Genomic DNA, 18619 nt, shown 5'->3' with positions numbered 1-18619 from the left:
GCGAAGAGGTGCGTTGGACGATAGGGTTACGCGGCGGCACGGAGGTTCTTGGTCCGTTTGGACTCAAGTCGCCAGGCCATTCGGTCCATGGCCGCCGAGAATTGCCAGCGTAATCTACGGAGTACGAACTGCGTATGGTAGGTCTTCTTCCATCCCAAAATGGGAGCCATCCAGGAGTATTTCCAGGACAGGGTGGGGATATGCAATTCTCCACCGTACCTTCGTGCCAATTCCTGCGACTGCTGCAGCAGATCCTCACGATCGGGATAAAAAAAGACGAGCCAGTTCTGCAGGTAATTGACGCAGGCCTGCCGTGTACGTTCGCTGTCCTCGAGCGAGCGGAGGTAATCCATGTGCAGCAGCATGGAGCGCCACTGCGTGTCGCGCTTGCTGTCGGAGGTGCCGATGTAGCTCAAGCTGCTGCTGCCGGCCGCGCGGTAATAGACCCCGGCGCCGGGCACGAATTTGACGCCGGTGCTCTGCATCAGAACGCGGCAGAAATACTCGCCATCGTCATCGGCGGTGAGTCGCGTGTCCCACGGGCCGGCGGCTTCGGTCAGTTCGCGGCTGACGAGCCAGGTGGCCGTCTGCATGTGCAGGTCGTAGTACATCTTGCGGAAGAGCCATTCGGCAGGGGAGAGATCCTCCCATAGCAGCGTGGGGACAAAGCGCGCCTTGCGCGGGCGGTAGAGGAAGCGTGCGAAGGGGCCGGAGAGCAGCAGCCTCGGGTTGGATTCCTGTGCCACGCGCATCTGCAATTCGAGTTTTTCCGGAGCGAGCAGGTCATCGGCATCCAGCCACTGAATGTAGTCTCCCTGGGCGAGCGAGAAGGCGTGGTTGCGCGCGGCGGCCGCACCCTGGTTTTCCTGCGCGAGAACGCGGACGCCCGCGGATTCAAACCTGCGCGCAACGGCCAGCGTGTCATCGCGCGAGCCGTCGTCGACAATGATGATTTCCTTCGCGGGCCAGGTCTGGGCCTGTGCGGAATCAATGCAATCGGCGATCCAGGGGCCAGCGTTATAGGCGGGGATCAGAATAGAGACCAGCGGTTTCACGTTCGTGGACTCCTCGCTTCCTGCTCAATGCCCGGCGATACGCCGCCAGCAGATGTTCTACGGAGTACTCCCACGCCAGTTGCGTGCGAACGCGCTCGATGCCGATTCCACCCATGCGGCGGCGCTCCTCGGGATGCTCGAGCAGCCAGACGATCTTTTCCGCAAAGTCGCCAACCAGATCGTCTCCGCGGCTGTAGAGGGAAGCCTCGCCTGCGCTGAAGCGGCCTTCCTTCAGGTCGAATTGCACGATGGGTTTGCCGAGCGCCATGTACTCCATGATTTTGATCATGGTGGAAATGTCGTTCATCTCGCAGGGGCGGTCCGGGTTTACACAGACGTCGGCGGTGGAGAGAACATCGAGCAGCGCGGCATCGGAGATTCGTCCGGTGAAATTGAAGATGTCGTCCACCTGCTTGTCCTTCACCATCTGCCGCAACCCGGCGAGACCGGGACCGCCACCCACGCAGGTGAAGTGGATGTCGGTTCGGCCCTGCTGCTTCAGCCGCGCCGCCACGTCGATGAGGATGTCGAGTCCTTCCTGAATGCTCATGGTTCCGACGTAGCCGACCAGGTAGGGCTTGCCATACTTCAGCTCGGGCTTGGCGGGGACGAGCCGGAAGGTTTCAAGGTCGGGACCGTTGCGGACCACAAAGACATCTTCGGGCGCCAGCTTGCCGCGGGAGATAGCGAGTTCGCGATAGCTTTGGTTGGTGGCCATCACAACGCTGCTGCAGCGGTAGGTCATCTTCTCCAGCCAGACCTGCGCCTTGTAGAGCAGGTCCTTGCGTCCGTACTTGGAGAGATAGAGTTCGGGGTTCGCGTCGTGGTGGTCAAAAATGTAGCGCACGCCAAAGAGCCGGAACGGCAACGCGACCAGAAAGATGTCATCCGGCGGATTGCAGCCTTGAATGACGTCGAAGCCGCGCCGCAGAAAGATCCACCAGGTGAACAGAAATTCCCAGAAGAGCGCGGAGGCGAACTCAACGAGATAGCCGCGCACGCTGTTGCCCTCGCGCGGCATGGGGTGGCGGTAGACGTGAACGCCTTCCAGCAATTCATAGCCGCGCTCATAACCCTTGCCTTTCGGGCACAGCACCGTTACCTGATAGCCGGCGCTGCGCAGGGCGCATGCTTCCTTCCAAACGCGGCTGTCGAAGGGCACCGGAAGATTTTCGACGATGATCAGAATCTTGCTCATGAAAGAGTCGGCTTCCTGGTCAGAAGTTTGTAGAGACCGGCGAGGGCGCACATCATCGTGGCCTGTCCCCAGTGCAGGGTTGGTGTCTTGTTCACCAGCAGCGGGGAGTAGCGCCGGTAGTAGAAGTAGCCGGAGGCGTCCTGCATGTTGGCAATGGTCCACGAGGCGACGCGCACCGCAAGGTCTTCGCTGGCCGGGCCCTGATCGTTGAAGAGCACCAGCGTATCGATTGCCTGCGAGGAGCACTGAATGTCAAGCGGCAGAGTCTTGTGCGAGTAGTAGCGCGGCAGGCCATCGGGCTGGAAGAACGTGTTCTTCCAGTACTCGTACCCGTGCATCATGCTGGCCTCAAAGCGAGTGTCTCCCGTTGCATTCTGGAACTGCTTGAAGCAATCGAGCACATAGCCGGTATGGAAGTTGTCGACCCAGTGGAGGTTCTGTTTTTCGCCGTAATACCAGGAGCCGTCGGGGTGCTGATATTGCCGCGTGTACTCCAGCGCGTCGATGGCCAGCGCGAGGTAAGACTCATCTTTCACATGGCCGTAGGTGCGGGCCAGCAGGCTGGCACCCAGCGTGTTGGCGTTGTGCACCTGCTTGTTCGCCGTCGGAATGTAGCTGATGCAGCGTCCGTTGCCGTCGGCGAGCGTGTCGAGGTCCTTGAGGATGTGTGTGCACGCGCTGACGGCGATCTCAAGATACTGCGGATCGTGGAAATGCTCGTAAGCGTCAAGGAAGGCGTGGCCAATCAACGCCGTCCAAACGACGGTTGGAACGCCCTTGGGCAGATAGAATGCGCGCGATTGGTAGTCGAAATGGTTGCCCCAGCAGGCTCCGCTGTATCCGGGGGATTGATGCTCGATGAGCCATTGCAGGGCTTGGCGGGCCTGTTCGCCCCAGCGCGCGTCGCCCGTGGCCTGCTCCATGCGGATGAAGCCGCGTGCCAGAAAGCCCATGCCCTTAGTGGAGCGCGAGCGTCCGACGCCGAGCAGTGGACGGAGGTTGACGGGGAAGCGCCGGATGCCCTGCTGCAACACGGTCAGCAGCAGGGGGTGGTCGAAGGTGAGCGGACGCAGCCAGGAATTCAATCCATCAAAAGGGTCGAAGCCTTGGTAGTCGTTCTCCTTCAACCACTGGTCAAGCTGGGCGATGGCGCGGTGAATGCTCTGCTGCGCGGGATGCACGGCAGGCTGCGCCAGGTTACCAGCAAATTCCGTCGTAGGTGACATCGTCACTCCTCTTGTCGGTAATGCGCACCAGGTCCACCAGGCGCTGTCCCTGGCGCAGACGCTCGGAGATGCCGTTGAACTCCGCATCCTTGTTGCCGACCACGATGGTTTCGCCGTGCTCCAGCACGGCGTCAACGCCATCCACCATCAGCCGGGAAATGTGCGGGATGCGGTTGAGGATGAACTCACGATTAGCGCCCATCAGGCGGGCCAAGCTCACCTTGCGGTCAAAGATGCGAAGGTCGTAGCCTTTGCCGAGCAGGTACTCGACGACCTCGATTACGGGGCTTTCGCGAAGATCGTCGGTGCCCGCCTTGAAGCTGAAGCCGAGCACGCCCACCCGCTTGCTGCCGTTCTTCATGATCAGCTCCAGCCCGCGCTTTACCTGCAATTCATTGCTGGGAAGAATCGCGTTCAGCAGTGGCAGTTGCAGGTCGCGAACCTTGGCCTGGTAAGACAATGCCCGCAAATCCTTGGGGAGGCACGAGCCGCCGAACGCGAAGCCCGGCTTCAGGTAGGCCTCGGAGATATTGAGGCGCTTGTCCTGGCAGAAGATCTGCATCACGCGGTGCGCGTCCACGTTGAACGACTTGCAGATGGTTCCGATTTCGTTGGCGAAGGCGATCTTCAGTGCGTGCCAGCCGTTGCTGACGTACTTGACCATCTCGGCGGTTTCGATGTCGACGCGGACCAGCGGAGCATCAAGGTCCGCGTAGATTTTGGCGAGCATGTCACCGCTGGCTTCGTTCAACTCGCCAATCACTGTCTGTGGCGGAAGCCGGAAGTCCTTCACGGCCGAGCCTTCGCGCAGAAACTCCGGGTTGTGGCAGACGCCGAAGTGCACCCCGGCCTTCTTGCCGGAGTGTTCCTCCAGCGTTGGGATGATGAGACTGCGCGTGGTTCCGGGCACCACGGTGCTGCGGATGACGATCAGGTGCCATCCCTGTTTTTGCCGGAGCGCCATGCCAATCTGCTCGCAGACGCGCTTGATGTAGGTGAAGTCCAGGTTGCCGTTGGACTGGCTGGGCGTGCCCACGCAGATGAACGACAGGTCCGTGTCGCGAACCGCTGCCGCCGCGTCATCGGTGGCCTGCAGACGGCCGCGCGCGACGTTCTGGGCAATGATTTCGCTGATCTCGGCTTCGATGATCGGTGACTGGCCACGGGCGATCATCTCGACCTTGGCCTGCACGGGATCGACCCCGATGACTTGATGACCTGCCTCGGCAAAACAGCCGGCCGAAACTGCTCCGACGTAGCCTAGTCCAAAAATGCTGACTTTCAAGTTCTGTCTCCTTCAGTCAGGCGGTTCGTGGCTCAATTGGAGGGAGCCGTGAGTTGAATGCCGCAGGGTGCGCGGGGGCTGCGTTGTGTCAGCTCTGCATCAGAGCTTTGTAGACGTTGCAGGTGATTGCCGCGACCTTCGTCCACGAGTGGCGTTCGCGCGCCCAGTCGCGAATGGCGGCGCGCCGCTGCGGCAGGGCATGGTAAAGGTTGCTCTGGAAGTAGCGCTCCAGGGCCGCGGCCAGTGCGTTGCTGTCGCCTGGGGCGCAGATGAAGCCGGTCTCTCCCTCCAGCACGTCCTCGCGGAAGGCCCCGACATCGGTGGCCACCACGGGCAGGCCGAAGCTGTAGGCCATGAAGAGAATGCCGCTCTGGAAGATGGAGGTATAGGGCAGCACGGAGACGTCCGCCGCTTTGTGATAAAGCTCGGTATCCTCATCCGGTATGAATTCAAAGCGGGTAAGAATTTGCGCGCGCGCTGGCGACTGCGCGAGGGCGCTGCTCAAAGCGGCAAAAGTTTCCTCGTATCCTTTTTTCGGTTCGCCGGCAATGATCAGCCGGAACGAGGAATCACCGGCCGCAAGCTGCGAAAACGCGGGGACCAGATACGCCAGCCCCTTGTAAGACTTGAGCGCGCCAAAGAAGAGAATGACTTTGTCTTGCGCGCCGAGCCCAAGCCGCTGGCGCGCTTGTTCCGGCGTCAGACTGGTCTGCGGTACGGCGTTGTTGATGCCGAAGGGAATGACAACAACCTTTTCATCTGCCAGCCCAAAGTCCCGAAGCAGTTGTGTCTTCATCTGGCCGGTATGGACAAAGATGCGGCTGGCGAGCGCGTATTGCATGCGAAGGCTGGTGCGATTCCGCCAACTGTCGCGGCCATCGCGCTGGCTGGTGTTGACGTTGTGCGCCGTGAACACGACCTTCTTCCCGCATAGCCGGTAAAAAGCCATCAGCAGCGTGCGGTCGAACAGAGGCAGCTTGTTGTCCCAAAGAATGTGAAACACCCGGGCGCGGGAGGTCAGCGAATATCGGCACAGGCGGAGATAGAAGCGGGCAATGCGGGCCAGCTTTGCCAGGCGGCTGCCCGAGGTGATGTCACCGTGCAGGTTCAGAAAGCGCAGTCCCGGTGTGGAGTGCATCTCCGGGCTGTCGATGAGGTCGCTGCCAATGACGTCAAGCGCCACGCCTGCGTTGACCAGCGCCATCGCCAGGCCGAAGGCGTAATGCCGGTCCGTGCCGCCGGTGAGGATGGCAACTTCCGCCTCGCCTATGGCGGCAGAGGCAAGGCGCGCCTGCGTGGCGGGCTGCTGCGGTTTCGATTCCTGAACGGAGACAGGCATGGTGGACGGCAATTCTGTGCTGGCGCTACGACGCTTCCGAGAGTTGCTCCGTGGCCTTGACGCTTGGCTCTTCCGCACGGCGACGTGAGAGAGCCGCCCGGACAAACCACAGCAGGCGGCGCAGGGGCTGCATGCCGCCATGCAGAACAATGATTGCTCCGACGTAAACGCCGAGCGTGATGGCGGAAGTGGCAAGCACGCGGACCAGCACTCCCAAGGTCCCGGACAATGCCTGCAGTCCCGTAAGCTGCCGGCAGATTGCAAAGCTGATTGCGCCAGCAGCCAGCGCGGCTGCCACGTAGCGCCACACGGTTGCCAGCACCTCTTTCACGCCAAGCCCGATGGGATACCCCGCATAGCGGAAGGCCGGAATTGCCAGCAGCCAGAAGGAGAGTGTCCACGCCCAGGCAAGCCCCGCAGGCCCCCAGCGCAGCGACAGAAGAAACAGCATCACGGTGAAGCCGAATTCAAACAGTCCCCAGCGGAACCAGCGGTCGGCCGTGCCGATGGAAAGGTGGATGTACCCGTTGGCGTTGTAGAGCAGCATGATGCCAATGCCCGGGCCGAAACATGTAAAGATCCGTCCCGCCTCATCCCATCCGGGGCCGAGCAGCACACGCATCAGGTCCGCGCCCACCAGCGTGAGGCAGGCGGAAAGCGCCATGCCGATCAGGCCCAGAAGGCTGAGCGCAGCCAGAAAGCTGCGCTTGTACTCCTCGCGGTCGCCCGCCAGCCGGCTCAGCGCAGTGATTGCCACGCTGGTGATCGGCGCGAGCAATTGCGTGGCGGGCAGAAGGAAGAGGTCATAGGCCTTCTTGTAGAAGCCGAGTGACTGTGGACCAAAGCTCCAGCCAACCAGCAGATTGTCCGTGTTGCGCGTTGTGTAGTTGAAGCTGTATCGCCCGTACACATGCATGGCATAGCGCAGGACTTCCATCGTCCCCGGCACGGAACGCGGACGCGAGGGAATCCAGCGGCAGCAATAGAAAGCGACGAGGGTGACAACGGCTGGCTGCGAAAGTGTCGCGATGATGAGCGCCCAGTATCCAAAGCCCAGCACTGCCAGCAGCACGCCGGTTGCAATGGAGACGATGCGGCCCGCAAGGTCCGCCGCCGAGGCCACGGAGAAACTCATGGCACGGCGCAGCAAGGCCAGATGTAGGACGGAGGTGCTCGACAGGAACACAGTCGCCGACATGCCCCAGGTGACAACCACCAGACGCGGGTCGTGGTAGAACGCGGCGATCAGGTGTCCGCAGGCGGCAAAGGCGCCGGAGAGCAGCAGCCCGCAGCCAACCTCGATCCAGAACAGATTGCTGGCCAGCGCGTGCGAGAGCGTTTCGCGCTGGAGCACCGCTTCGGTGAAGCCGTTCAGGCCAAAGCCGCAGAGCAGCAGGCTGAAGGTGGTCACCATGGTCACCAGTCCAAAGTCAGACGGTGTGAGAATGCGCGCAAGCACGAAGGTTCCCGCCAACTGCGTGAGGAACATGGCGGCCTGCGTGGTAATGGTGACGCCGATGCCGCGAACCGCGCGCAGGCGCAGCGCATCGTCCGCGGCGGGCGGAATAAAGCTGCCTTGCGCGTCGAACGGCCTCATGCCTGCTCCCTGCGGTGAAATTGCGGCTGGCGCATCATGGTCGGCCACGGAGTCCGCGCCGGAATCGGCTGAGGAACCGCCTGCGGCACGCGTTGCCGCAGCGGAACGTGAATGGCGGCAATGAGGAACAGAATCCAGACGAGGTTCAAGGTGTGGATGGCGGCTTCGGTCAGGTTGTAGATGAGCCCCACGGTGAAGGCGGCCAGTTGAAGCCGGGCAATCTCAGGTTCAAGTTGAAGATCGCGCAGAATCCGCCGGTAGGAACTGACGATCATGACGAAGAGCGTGCCAATCCCGAGATAGCCGAGGTTCAGATAGGTCTCAATGTATCCGTTGTGCGACTCGATTGGCTGCCACCAGAAGGTCTGCCAGATCGTAGTCAGGCGCGGGCCGAGCCAGAAGCTCTCAAACCCCACGCCGAGCAGGGGATTGATGGGGATGGCCAGAACCGCGCGCCACAGGTCGGTTCGTCCGGTCAGGGTGGCATCACGTCCAATCGTGGTCAGCACGCTTCCGCCGATTCCCGCTAGCAGCGGCAGGCAGCAGCACAGAACCAGCCCCCAGGTGGCGAAGTTGAGGAACGCTTTCCGACGCGCCATCCGCAGCCAGCGATGCGCCGCCATCAAGCCGCCGCAGAGCACAAGCGAAACCATCGAGGTGCGCGAGTTGCACAGGTTCAGCAGCCAGAGCGAAGTCAGGAACAGCAGGCCGGTGACGAACAGAATCCGCCTGCGGCGTTGTCCGGCAAGCTCTTCCAGCAGCATCCAACAGGCGCCCAGCCCGGTCATCAGGCAGGTCATGCCCAGCATGTTCTTGTCGCTGGTGACGCCGGTGTAGAACTGTGTTCCTTCCCAGTGCTGTGCATAGGAGCGCCCGAGTTCGGGGTAGTACTTGATGAGCAGCACGGAGGCTGGAAGCAGCAGGATGCCGGTACGGAGAAACACCTGCTTGAGTGCGGCGCGCGGCGCGCGATCCGTCAGGATGATGAGCACGACGCAGTAATCGCCCAGAAGCTTCATCCAGTGCTTGAAGGAAATTCCTGGAAAATCAGACCACATGATGCTGAGGCCGCAGAGCGCCAGGAAGGCGAAGGCCGGCAGGTTGCCGCGAACCATCTTCAAGACCGCGCCCATGCGCAGGAAGACGACAATCAGCGACAGGGCCAGCATCAGCAGCCAAAAGTTCCTGTCCAGCGGGCTGCCTTCCATCATCTGGTCCGCCAGCGAGGCCGGGGCGGAGTCCACCTGCAACCAGTCCGAGACCGGACGGGAGCCGGCGATGGAGAGCCAGATCACGGGAATCCACAGCGCGGGGCTGACGCGCTCACGCGAATCGCGGCCCAGATAGTAGAGGACCGGCAGAGCCGCGAGCAGCAGCAATGTGGCAACAAGTCTCATGCGTGGTCGAAGAACTGCCGCTGAAGCAGCTCCATGGTCAGCAGCTTGTGCAAGGCGGTGGTGTAATTGCGCCGCCCGGAGACATGGTCTTCCACCAGTTCGGTGACCTTGGCGCGATTCAGGTACGGACGCGAGAGCGTTCGCGGATCGAGAAGCACCTGCTTCACGTAGTCACCCAGCCAGTCGCGATACCAGACGCGGAAGTGAGAGAATTTGTGACGGCCCAGAAAGAGCCGCTCCAGCCGCAGCGCGGACAAGGCATGGTCGGCCCTGGCGACCCACTGGGGCATTCCGTAGTCGTAGGCATATTCGGCCTTGAAGCTGAACTTGCGAATCGCCCGTGACATGGCTGCGGCCAGCGCATTGCGGTCGCCGCCCATCCCGAGGTCGGAGGGAATCCGCCGCAATGCGGGGTTCCCGTCTGCAATCAACTGAAGCCGCACGTCGCCGCTGGTGATGGAGTCCTCCGGAGCCTGGTAGACCGTCCGCACAAATTCGTTGTCGAGGAAGGGAGAGCGCACCGTCAGTTGCGTCTGCTCTAGCGAGAGCACGCCAATGTGGTACCACGGAGACTGCCGGAAGGCCGCAAAGGTGACGGGATGCTCGCGGCGCAACTCCGCATAGGTTTGGCGCGCGCGGTCCAGTTGCGGCACGAAGTCCGGCGTGAAGACCGTCTGCACCGGAACCATTGGCTTGAACATCACCGCGTGGCGGAGCACTTCACTCCCATAGGTGCCGACAACCTTGGCCGGAGCGATCCTGCGCGCGAGCGAGCTGACGTAGAGGTCGGGTGCCCGGTAGACGTCAACGCCGCCCTCGGTCAGGTAGACCGTGCGCTCGGCGTAATGGGCAAAGTCGCGCAGGAATTCTTCGCCTACGGGAATGACCTGGTGCGACTGTTCGCACTGGCGGGCAACGCGGCGTGCCACCTTCACGTCCTTGCAATCGCGGAACATGCTGCCGAAGGTGTAGCAGGGCAGTGCGCCGGGAGCGGAGTGATGCAGCGCCAGCAACACGCGCGTGTCCATCCCGCCGGTCAGCGCCACGCCCACCTGCTCCGGGCCGGAGAAATAGAAAGGCAGGCTCGCCTTCAACCCGTCGCGCAACTGGGCATGGAACTGTTCGGGGTCAAGCCGCGGCTGATGTTCCCAGGAGTCGGGCGTAAAGTAGCGCTTCTTCTCGCAGACTTCAGCGTTGCGGATGGTCCACGCCGAACCGCCTGGCAGAACGCCAATGCGCTTGAACAGCGTGCGGTCATGGAGCACGCAACTGCAGGCGACAAATTCGCCCAGGCTGCGTTCATCAGGCTCGCGAAGCTCCGGGCGCACCGCCAGAATTGCCTTTGCTTCGGTTGCAAAGTAAAGCCCGTCTGGTGACTCGTGGTAGCAGAGCCGATGCATGCCGTAACGGTCGTTGAACAGCATGGCCGTTGCGGTGCCATGATCGTAGAGCAAGCCATGAAACAGGCCGTTCAGGTTCGGGAGAAACTCAGCGTCCTGACGGTAGCGGTGGCACAGGTAGGCCGCGCGTTGTTCGCTGCCGCTGTTCGCCGCGCTCTCGGCACTGTACTCTTCGCCGGAGAATATGAGCGTTGTTTCGCCGGAGGAATCCTGCACCGGCATGCGCGAGGCAAACGATCCGGCAATGGCGGTCCAGCCGACGTAGATGCCGGCCTGCTCATGAATCCAGGTTCCAGCTTCGTAGAAGTCTTCATGCTGAACAGCCTTGACCATCCGCTGCAGTTGCGGTTCGGCCCAGGAGCGGGGAGCTTTTGTGATGAGACCTACAATTCCAGGCATGGGTGTTTGTAACTGGAGACAGGATGGGACAGGGAGTTACTGGGAAACAGGAAGTTTGGAGCCGGCGGGAGGATTCGAACACTCCACTTGCCGATTACAATTCGGCCGCTCTACCCTTAAGCCACGCCGGCTAGCGAACAGATCATACCATCGCGCACGCAGCGCGACGAGTCGTGTAATAGCCCAATGGGGAAGAATTCCTATCAATCCCCGGTGCAGACCCAGTTTCAGGCAAATGCTGCCCCAAAGCGTCAGTGGAACAAAGTAACGGGGCACCAGAATCTCACGGAATCCGTTGCGCTCCTTGAACTCGCGCAGCGGCGTGTCCGTCTTGCGTCCATAGTTGAACATGCCATAGGTGAGGTAGCGGATCTTCCGGGCGTCGCATAGTTCCACGGCCTTTGAGATCAGCGCGTTCGCCGGACGTTTGTCGGTCTGGCTCGCCTTGGGGATGAAGGTGAGGATGGATGCGATGCTGCCGCGATAGACCAGCTTGAGTACACCAACCAGCTCTTCTCCGGCATAGGCGCAGACATAGTCACTGCGGTCGAGGAAGTCAGCTTGGTCCTTGGCCACCTGCTCCAGCGTTTTGCCGTAGTGCGTGAACGCCTTTCCCTGGCGGGTTGGAGCATCATTGTTCAGTTCCACAAGATCTTTCAGCAGCTTCTCGTCGAGCGGGCGCACCTCCACCACCACGCCGCGCTTTGCCGAGCGGCGCACGTTCTTGCGCGTCTCCTGCGGTACAGATTCCCACCATTCCTGAAAGCTGTTCAGCTCAATGGCTGCCACACTGTCCCAATCGTGAGGATGGGGATAGCGTGGCTCGGTGGCGGGTACCATCTGCGCAAAGCTGAACAGGTCCGCGCGGAGCACCTCCGGCGAGGGGTGGCGCAGCATCTCAATGCAGCTTTCCGGTTCCTGCAACTCGGAGGCCAGCCACTCCTCATTGTGCACGGCGGCAATGCGAAGCCACCGCCCGCGCACCACAATGTGCTTGTCGTGAAACGGTACGGCGGGAACCTGGAACCACTGACCTTTTACGGCGACTTCAATCGTTTCGAGTGACATCGGGACGCGCAATCCTTCCGCTGGGCGATAAAGGGTGCCAGCAACCGGCCAGGTCTGCAAAGCCTCTTCGCAGCAGCACGTCGCCTGCAAGGCTCTCCAGTCCGCCATCCATCAGAAAGCGAAACTCATCTTCATTGACCGGGTGCGTTTCCAATTCCACAATTCCTTGCCGGGCCGCGCCGACGATCTGCCGCAGCCTTGCGGGCTGCACTGGATGCAGGTTGAAGAAGTAATCCGTCAGCCGATGACGCCTTGCCAGCCGCGAATCAACGAACCTGCGGTAGGCCGAATTCAGCGCGCCCTGATCCTGCAGGGGAGAGAAATTCCGCCTCACCATGATTCCGGCGGGCAGCAGAGCTGCGGCGAGGACGTTGGCACATAGATGCATGTGATGGTGGCCATCGACGCGCGTTGGCATGTGCCCATAGAGCCGGGAGAATTCTTCCATCTGGGCGTCCACCAGGCAGCGCACGCTATTGCGCAGGTGGCGCCAGGGGACGACCTGTGCGAACTTGTGCCGTCGTAACATGCGGGCGACACGGGCCTGCGCTTCTTTCAGTGATTCGGGCACATTCGCGCCGGAAAACGCTGTTGTGAAATTCAGGTGAAGGCCGATATCGGCACCGCATGAGGCTGCCAGCTCCGCCGCGCGGGCCGAGTCTTCCATGAAGACCATTGCACTGGTGGAGTGAAGCACGCCGGCCGTGATGCAGTCGTGGATGCGGCCCGTGGTTTCGGCGTCTCTGCCCCAGTCATCTGCATTCACGATCATCCCCGTGCACTTTGCCGGTGCGGGCCGGGGAGGAGCCACGGCTGTCATCGCGCGAACCTCTGCTGGCCTTCCGCCGCGGCTTTGCCCGTGTCCGCCGAAGGACCTGGTTTCGTTCGCAACAGGCGCGAGCTTAGTCTCTGCATCTGCTCGTGGCGATGGAAGCGCACAAATTCAGGGGAGACAAAGCGCGGCTTTCTTTGGATTGCCGCCAAACAGTATCCAGCGGCGAGTGCGAGTCCGCCGATCAGGAAGGGGGGCTGCGTCAACTGATACAGGCTGCGAAAGACCTCCCATAATGGTGCGTTGCCGATCGCGTAATCCTTCTGTCCGTAGCGGAAACGGGAGCCAACGGCGCTGACCTCGGCGGTTCCCACCTCCCGATGGTGGAGGCAGTGCTTCTCCAGAAAGGTGCGGGTGCGCCAGCCCTTCATGCGCGCGGAGATGACTGCGATGTGGTCGATGGAGCCGGTCTTGATGGGCACATAGCCGCCAATCTGCTCGTAACACTCGCGGCGAAAAACCTGACAGGCCCCGGAAACATGCTCGACGCTGACGAAGCGGTAATCATAGCTGCGTCCGGAAGTTTCCTGAAAGGGCGTGCCTGCAACGCCAAGGCGCTCATCTTCCGCCAACCGAGCCAGCAGAAACTCAAAGTAGTCCGGCTCGAAGGAAATGTCCGCATCCAGGCTGACGATCACATCGTGGTCAAGCCCGCGCACCGTCTCATACCCAGCCTGGAAGGCTCGAACCTTGCCGGCAAAGTGCCGGTCTTCGCGCGCAGGAAGCCTGAGGAGCGTGATCCACGGATGCTGTTCGGCGTAGTGTCCGACAATGTCATCGGTGCCATCGGTGGAGCCGTCGCTCACGATGACCCAGCGCAGAGGACGCACGGATTGCGCGAGCATCGACTCAATGGTGAGGCCGATGAACTTCGCTTCGTTCCGGGCTGGGGTTACGACCAGGTAATTCGGCAAAGACACTTGAACAGTCCAGTACGTCTGAAGAAGGTTCGGGAGTGGTTGCAGTATCGTGCGGAGCCTGGGGCTTACGCGTGTGATGCAATCAAGCCCTGGATACAGCTTCGCCCTCTCAGTCCCAGGGGACCTCTGTGGAAAACAAGAGACAGCTCATCGCTCGCGTGCATTCGCACCGCAACTTTTGCAGAGCATATCCAGTGCCAAAAAAGATGGAGTTCAGACGCGCGTTGCCTGTCCGCAACAGAGAGCGATACCTTCCCGAAAAGGTGTTTGTAAAAGGTTGAAAAGGAAGGGGGCGAGAGGGATTTAGGAAACCGTGCGCGATCTGATTCCTGGCTCTCTCAGTCACAGGATTGCAACCTCACGGAAATCTCCGTAGCGAAGCGCGGTTGCTGGGGGAAAACAGGGAGAAGGTTGTGGAGAGATATGCAAACCGATGCATACCATTGGGGGAACTCTTTTGGGTAGATGGAGGGCGGTGCCGGTCAGGAGGAGATTGGGGGATGGACAAACGAAGGCCTCAGGACAATGAGGAGTCTCGGTGACCGTCACTGTTCTGAGGCCTGAATTGAAAGACAAAGGCGAGGGCTGATTTCTCAACATCGGCCCTCACCCGGCTGCAATCGGCGGATTAGCGTGTGACCGTCAACCTGGCGCTTACCCGCGTCCCGAAGGTCGCGTAAATGGTGACATTCCTGTTTTGCGTGACGGTCAGGGTTGTCACGGTGAAGGTGGCGGTGGTGGCTCCAGGGGCAACCGTCACGCTGGCCGGGACCCTGGCTGCCGCCGTATTGCTGCTGGAGAGCGTGACAACCGCTCCCGCCGCCGGAGCAGGACCGGAGAGTGTCACCGTGCCGGTTGAGTTGGCCGTGCCGCCCTTCACCGTGGTCGGGTTCAGGGTCAGGCTGCTGGCCGTGGGAAGCGTGATTGTGAAGCTGGCTGTCTTGGTGACCAGCGAGTAGGACGCCGTGACTGCCACCGAGGTGGAACTGGAGACAGCGGTAGTCGTGATCGGGAACGTGGCGCTGGTGGAGCCAGCCGGCACCGTTACGCTGGCTGGAACCGTCGCCGAAGCACTGTTATCAGCCAGCGCGACGGTGATGCCTCCCGTGGGCGCCGCCGTGGTCAGCGTTACTCTGCCGGTCGTCGAGTTGCCACCAGCAACGGATGTCGGGCTGATACTGAGCGCTGAGAGCCACGGCCTGACGGTCAGGCTCGCCGTTCTGGACGTGGTGCCGTAGCGCGCCGTGATGGTGGATGAGGTGGACGCCGCCACCGGGTTGCCCGTGATGATGAACGTGGCGGAGGTCGTACCCGCCGCCACTGTCACCGATGCCGGAATGGAGATGGCGGTGTTGCTGGCGGACAGCGTGATGAGCACGCCCGCTGCCGGCGCCGGCCCGCTGAGGCTCACGGTTCCCGTGGAGGTCGCGCCCTCCATGATCGAGGTGGGACTCACGCTGAAGGCCGAGAACGTGGCTGCGGTGACCGTGAGAGTCGTGGTCACACTGGCGCTGTTTGCCGTGGCGGTGATGGTCGCGGAGGTCGAGCTGGCCACGGCGCTGGTTGTCGCCGTGAACGTGCCGGAGGTTGCTCCGGCCGCGACCGTCATGCTGGCAGGAACCGTGACGGCAGTATTGTTGCTGCCGAGCGCGACGACGAACCCTCCAACAGGCGCCGGGCTGCTCAAGGTCACGGTGCCGGTTGAGTTGGCGCCGCCAAGCACGCTGGTTGGATTCATCGCGGCCGAGACGAGCTGCGGCGGATTGACCGTGATACTAGACGAGGCGGAATTGCCCAGAGTTGCTGTGAGATTGACCGTGGTGGCTGAGGCCACGGCGTAGGAAGTGATGGTGAAGGTCGCGGAGGTTGCACCGGCCGCGACGGTGACGGTGGCCGGCACGCTGGCTGCGCTGGTGTTATCGCTGGCCAAGGCGACCACGGCGCCGCCGGTCGGCGCGGTTCCGTTCAGAGTGACCGTGCCGGTTGAGGTTGCTCCACCCACCACGCTGGCGGGCGAGACGCTGAGCGAGACCAGGCCCAGAGGCGAGTTCGAGGTGAAGTCGGCACCTGCGACGCTGGTGCCGGACAACGTGACCGACAGCGAGGCTGGCGAGTATGTGTAGCCTGCCTGGCTGGGGGTAAGGGTGTAGGTTCCGTTGGTAAGCCCACCCACAACGTAATTGCCGTTGGCATTGGTCGGAACGGTGATGGTGGTGGAACCGTTGGAGGCGGTGACCGTAGTGGAGCCGGCTGCGGAGCCGGAGACGGTGCCGGAGATGCTCATTCCGTACGCTGCCTGGTAGCTGCCGGTCTGCGCCGCGAAGAACGCGTAGGGCACGCCCTTGATGGTGTCCGTGGTGAATCCGATGGGCGCGCCATTGAAGGAGATGCTGCCGAGTGTTCCGCCGCCGAAGTTAAGCGGAAGCATCGCGCGCAGGTTGCGGGCGCCGGAGGCAGCCGTCACCGTGAAACTCAGCGTGTTGCCCGTCCAGGCGATGGAGCCGAAGGTGGAGCCGTTGCGGCCATCCAGCCAGTTCAGCATCTGCACGGAGGAGACGACCGGCACGCCATGCGCCTGCGCCGAGGCCACGATCAGGTTCGAGGAGACGGACGATGTGGAATCGGTGTGCATGTTGGCAGCAATCACCGCGTAGAAGCCCGGTGCACCAACTGCGTTGCCCAGCAACAGATCAATGTCATTGGGCAGATTCCAGGTGGATTCATCCGGGAACTGGGTTGGCGCCTGATAGACGTCGATGGCATTGCCGTAACGGTCGGAATAGCGCATCGGCATTCCGGAGCCGGTGAAGTAGCCCGGGTTGTAGTGGGTGAAGATGTCGGGCCAGTAGTAGTAGGAGGTGTCAAGCCGGATGCCGTGACTGAGCAGCACCTTGGGCTCGGTGTCGTAATCACTCCACAACACGCAGTGTGTGCGGTTGGTCTGCGACGCCGGTGCGAGCGGAAAGTAGGTGGCCATACGTCCCAGCGACGCCGTAATGGAGGCATCCAGCGACGCATAGGTGAAGTTGGTGCACGTCGGATCGTTGTCCGAGTGGTTGGCCAGCTCAAATCCCTGGGAGATGTAGTTGGTGTAGTTGCTGACCGTGACGTTCGCAGGGAAGATGTACGAAGTCGCGCGGACACACTCCCAATCGGCCACCGAGCAGTTGCTCGGCGATTCCGAGATGTAAGTGTCAAACCGGGCCTGGGTGCCGTTGCCACCGTGATCGTCACCGGTCATGATGACGGCTGCCTTCAGGCCTTTGGGCAGATACCAGAATCGCGGCAGAGGCTTGCGCGGCGAGTTGAGCAGCAGAATGAGATTGGCGAACAACCGCTGCTGCTCGTCAGCCTGCGGAACCTGCACATTGGCGTTGTTGACCCAGTCAGGCTGCGGGTCGAATGTCGCGTTGCCATAGTACAGATCGTCGGAGCGGATCTGCGTTGTTCCCATGGCCGGATCAATGTAGTTGTCGCGCTCCTCGCCGGACCAGGCGGGGTTGCCTTGGCGCAACTCAACAACCGAGCGGGCCAGATCGTAGGTGAACGCCGCCGCCCAGCCAGTGCCTGCCGGGGCAATGGAGAGCGCCGGGTAAGGAGTCGAAGTGGAGGCGTTCGAGTACAGCGTTGCAAGCTGTGTGGCTCCGTTCAGCGTGTAGAGGTCGGCGGAACCGTGGTACTGCATGGGCTGGCCGTAGATGCCGTAGCCGGGCGCCATGCCGGTGTTGACGCTCAAATAGCCTTCCGCCAGGGTCTGCGATGCCGGCGCAAGACCGAACAGTCCTGCCAGCTTCTGATCCGGATGCATGGCGATCAGCGAGCCGCCGCCGTTGACCCAGGTGGTCAGCAGCGACGCCTGCGAATCGGTCAGCGTGAAATCGCCGAGGATGGCGACGTCATACTGGCTCAACACGTCGGCGGTCACGGTGGTGACGTCCTTCATCCGGTATTCGTTGAAGCCTTCGGCCAGCAGAATCTCAGCCAGGTAAGTCGAGAATCCGTTGGTCGTGCTCGAAATGACAAGGATGGGGCCGCCCGGGCCGCTCTCGCCCGGAGGCGGAGCCGTGGTGTAGCTCCAGGAGTAGGGGCTGGCGAGGTAGTTGCCGAACATGTCCTGCACTGACGTGTTCACGGTTGCAGTGTAGACGGTGTAGGGCGTCAGGCCCGTGCCTGGTGTAAACACGAGCGAGGAGGTTGACGAGTCATAGCTCACGGTTCCCGACACCACGCCGCCCAGGTTGTCCACCAACTGGAACGCGCTGGAGTTGATGCTCGAAGCCGTCATCGGTTCGCTGAACTGTGCCCGGACCGGGCCGGCAAGCGAGCCACCGGTCGCGTTGCTGGCCGGCGAGGTCGAGGTCACCACCGGCGGCACCGTCGAGTTGCTCGGCGCGAACAGCACGTCAACCCAGTAGTTGGTTGCGTTATAGCTGTTGGCGGGGTAGGCGGGGCTGGATGTGTAGGCATACACGCCATTGGCCGACGCGGAATTTGCCAGCGCGTGCAGCGGAGAGTTGTCCACCTGGTTGGCGAAGTACTGCGGGTCATAGGCGTAGTAGCCCACGGGGGTAAAGTACGAGGCAACGTAGACGGTTCCCGCTGTGATTGCGATGGGGCTTGAGAACGTGGCTGTCTGCCAGCCGGAGGCGGACTCGTTCACAAACGTTGTGCTCGCCATCTGCACTCCGCCGGTGGTCCACAAGTGGCCGACGTGGGTCCCGGTGTTACGCAAGCTCTTGTAGAAGCGGATGCCGGTGATGTAGCCGTCGACATCGGCCTTGAACTTGACGCCAAGTTCGAGGGCGGCGTTTTCGCCGGAGTCGGCCAGCGACGGCGTGGCGCTCGCACTCCAGATGCTGCACGGAGAGCATTGAGCGGCGGCCCACTGGCTTGCCATCAGTAA

At 61.8% G+C, this 18619-nt stretch carries 12 protein-coding genes and 1 tRNA gene; 1 reads left to right on the top strand and 12 read right to left on the bottom strand.

Annotation, left to right across the window (positions count from 1 at the left end; genetic code table 11):
* Window positions 1-26: 26 nt before the first annotated feature.
* The 9 genes from AC6IZO_RS06075 to AC6IZO_RS06035 form a co-directional block, all read right to left on the bottom strand.
* A complete protein-coding gene (locus AC6IZO_RS06075; RefSeq protein ID WP_497809010.1) occupies window positions 27-1055 on the bottom strand; it encodes a glycosyltransferase family 2 protein in 1029 nt (342 codons plus the stop codon).
* Window positions 1018-2253 carry a glycosyltransferase family 4 protein gene (locus AC6IZO_RS06070; RefSeq protein WP_497809008.1) on the bottom strand — a complete coding sequence of 412 codons (1236 nt, stop codon included), beginning with the start codon at window positions 2251-2253 and terminating at the stop codon, window positions 1018-1020. The genes AC6IZO_RS06075 and AC6IZO_RS06070 overlap by 38 nt, the downstream gene beginning before the upstream one ends.
* Window positions 2250-3479 carry an AGE family epimerase/isomerase gene (locus tag AC6IZO_RS06065; protein WP_497809006.1) on the bottom strand — a complete coding sequence of 410 codons (1230 nt, stop codon included), beginning with the start codon at window positions 3477-3479 and terminating at the stop codon, window positions 2250-2252. The genes AC6IZO_RS06070 and AC6IZO_RS06065 overlap by 4 nt, the downstream gene beginning before the upstream one ends.
* Window positions 3451-4764 (bottom strand): nucleotide sugar dehydrogenase, encoded by a 1314-nt coding sequence (locus AC6IZO_RS06060; RefSeq protein WP_497809004.1) that lies wholly within the window; start codon window positions 4762-4764, stop codon window positions 3451-3453. Before AC6IZO_RS06060 ends, AC6IZO_RS06065 begins: the two co-directional genes overlap by 29 nt.
* 88 nt (window positions 4765-4852) lie before the next feature.
* A complete protein-coding gene (locus tag AC6IZO_RS06055; protein WP_497809002.1) occupies window positions 4853-6103 on the bottom strand; it encodes a glycosyltransferase family 4 protein in 1251 nt (416 codons plus the stop codon).
* 25 nt (window positions 6104-6128) lie between these two features.
* Entirely contained in the window at window positions 6129-7700 is a 1572-nt protein-coding gene (locus AC6IZO_RS06050) for a lipopolysaccharide biosynthesis protein (RefSeq protein ID WP_497809000.1), read from the bottom strand.
* Window positions 7697-9097, bottom strand: a complete 1401-nt coding sequence (locus AC6IZO_RS06045; protein ID WP_497808998.1) for an O-antigen ligase family protein — start codon at window positions 9095-9097, stop codon at window positions 7697-7699. The genes AC6IZO_RS06050 and AC6IZO_RS06045 overlap by 4 nt, the downstream gene beginning before the upstream one ends.
* Entirely contained in the window at window positions 9094-10896 is a 1803-nt protein-coding gene (locus AC6IZO_RS06040) for an asparagine synthase-related protein (RefSeq protein WP_497808996.1), read from the bottom strand. The genes AC6IZO_RS06045 and AC6IZO_RS06040 overlap by 4 nt, the downstream gene beginning before the upstream one ends.
* Before the next feature lie 56 nt (window positions 10897-10952).
* A tRNA-Thr gene (locus tag AC6IZO_RS06035) sits at window positions 10953-11027 on the bottom strand.
* 430 nt (window positions 11028-11457) lie between these two features.
* Between AC6IZO_RS06035 and AC6IZO_RS06030 the strand changes: the two genes are divergently transcribed.
* Window positions 11458-11961, top strand: coding sequence for a hypothetical protein (locus tag AC6IZO_RS06030; protein WP_497808994.1), 504 nt, complete (start codon window positions 11458-11460; stop codon window positions 11959-11961).
* Here the strand turns inward: AC6IZO_RS06030 and AC6IZO_RS06025 are convergent.
* The 3 genes from AC6IZO_RS06025 to AC6IZO_RS06015 form a co-directional block, all read right to left on the bottom strand.
* Window positions 11945-12736 (bottom strand): ChbG/HpnK family deacetylase, encoded by a 792-nt coding sequence (locus AC6IZO_RS06025; RefSeq protein WP_497808992.1) that lies wholly within the window; start codon window positions 12734-12736, stop codon window positions 11945-11947. The genes AC6IZO_RS06030 and AC6IZO_RS06025 overlap by 17 nt on opposite strands.
* A gap of 44 nt (window positions 12737-12780) precedes the next feature.
* The gene (locus AC6IZO_RS06020; RefSeq protein ID WP_497808990.1) at window positions 12781-13716 is read right to left on the bottom strand and encodes a glycosyltransferase family 2 protein; all 936 of its coding nucleotides are present in this window, start codon (window positions 13714-13716) and stop codon (window positions 12781-12783) included.
* Window positions 13717-14344: 628 nt separating this feature from the next.
* On the bottom strand, window positions 14345-18613 hold the full coding sequence (locus AC6IZO_RS06015) for a DUF4082 domain-containing protein (RefSeq protein ID WP_497808988.1): 4269 nt from the start codon (window positions 18611-18613) through the stop codon (window positions 14345-14347).
* Window positions 18614-18619: the final 6 nt, after the last annotated feature.

The sequence above is a fragment of the Oryzophilus luti genome (assembly GCF_059726245.1).
The sequence above is the reverse complement of the archived record's forward strand: the minus strand, read 5'-3'. Positions and strand labels throughout refer to the sequence as shown.

Bases quoted from the DNA above. Each gene is read 5' to 3' on its own strand.
- AC6IZO_RS06025 (WP_497808992.1), bottom strand. From the start codon at position 12,736: ATGATCGTGAATGCAGATGACTGGGGCAGAGACGCCGAAACCACGGGC.
- AC6IZO_RS06070 (WP_497809008.1), bottom strand. From the start codon at position 2,253: ATGAGCAAGATTCTGATCATCGTCGAAAATCTTCCGGTGCCCTTCGAC.
- AC6IZO_RS06050 (WP_497809000.1), bottom strand. From the start codon at position 7,700: ATGAGGCCGTTCGACGCGCAAGGCAGCTTTATTCCGCCCGCCGCGGAC.
- AC6IZO_RS06055 (WP_497809002.1), bottom strand. From the start codon at position 6,103: ATGCCTGTCTCCGTTCAGGAATCGAAACCGCAGCAGCCCGCCACGCAG.
- AC6IZO_RS06065 (WP_497809006.1), bottom strand. From the start codon at position 3,479: ATGTCACCTACGACGGAATTTGCTGGTAACCTGGCGCAGCCTGCCGTG.
- AC6IZO_RS06045 (WP_497808998.1), bottom strand. From the start codon at position 9,097: ATGAGACTTGTTGCCACATTGCTGCTGCTCGCGGCTCTGCCGGTCCTC.
- AC6IZO_RS06040 (WP_497808996.1), bottom strand. From the start codon at position 10,896: ATGCCTGGAATTGTAGGTCTCATCACAAAAGCTCCCCGCTCCTGGGCC.
- AC6IZO_RS06015 (WP_497808988.1), bottom strand. From the start codon at position 18,613: ATGGCAAGCCAGTGGGCCGCCGCTCAATGCTCTCCGTGCAGCATCTGG.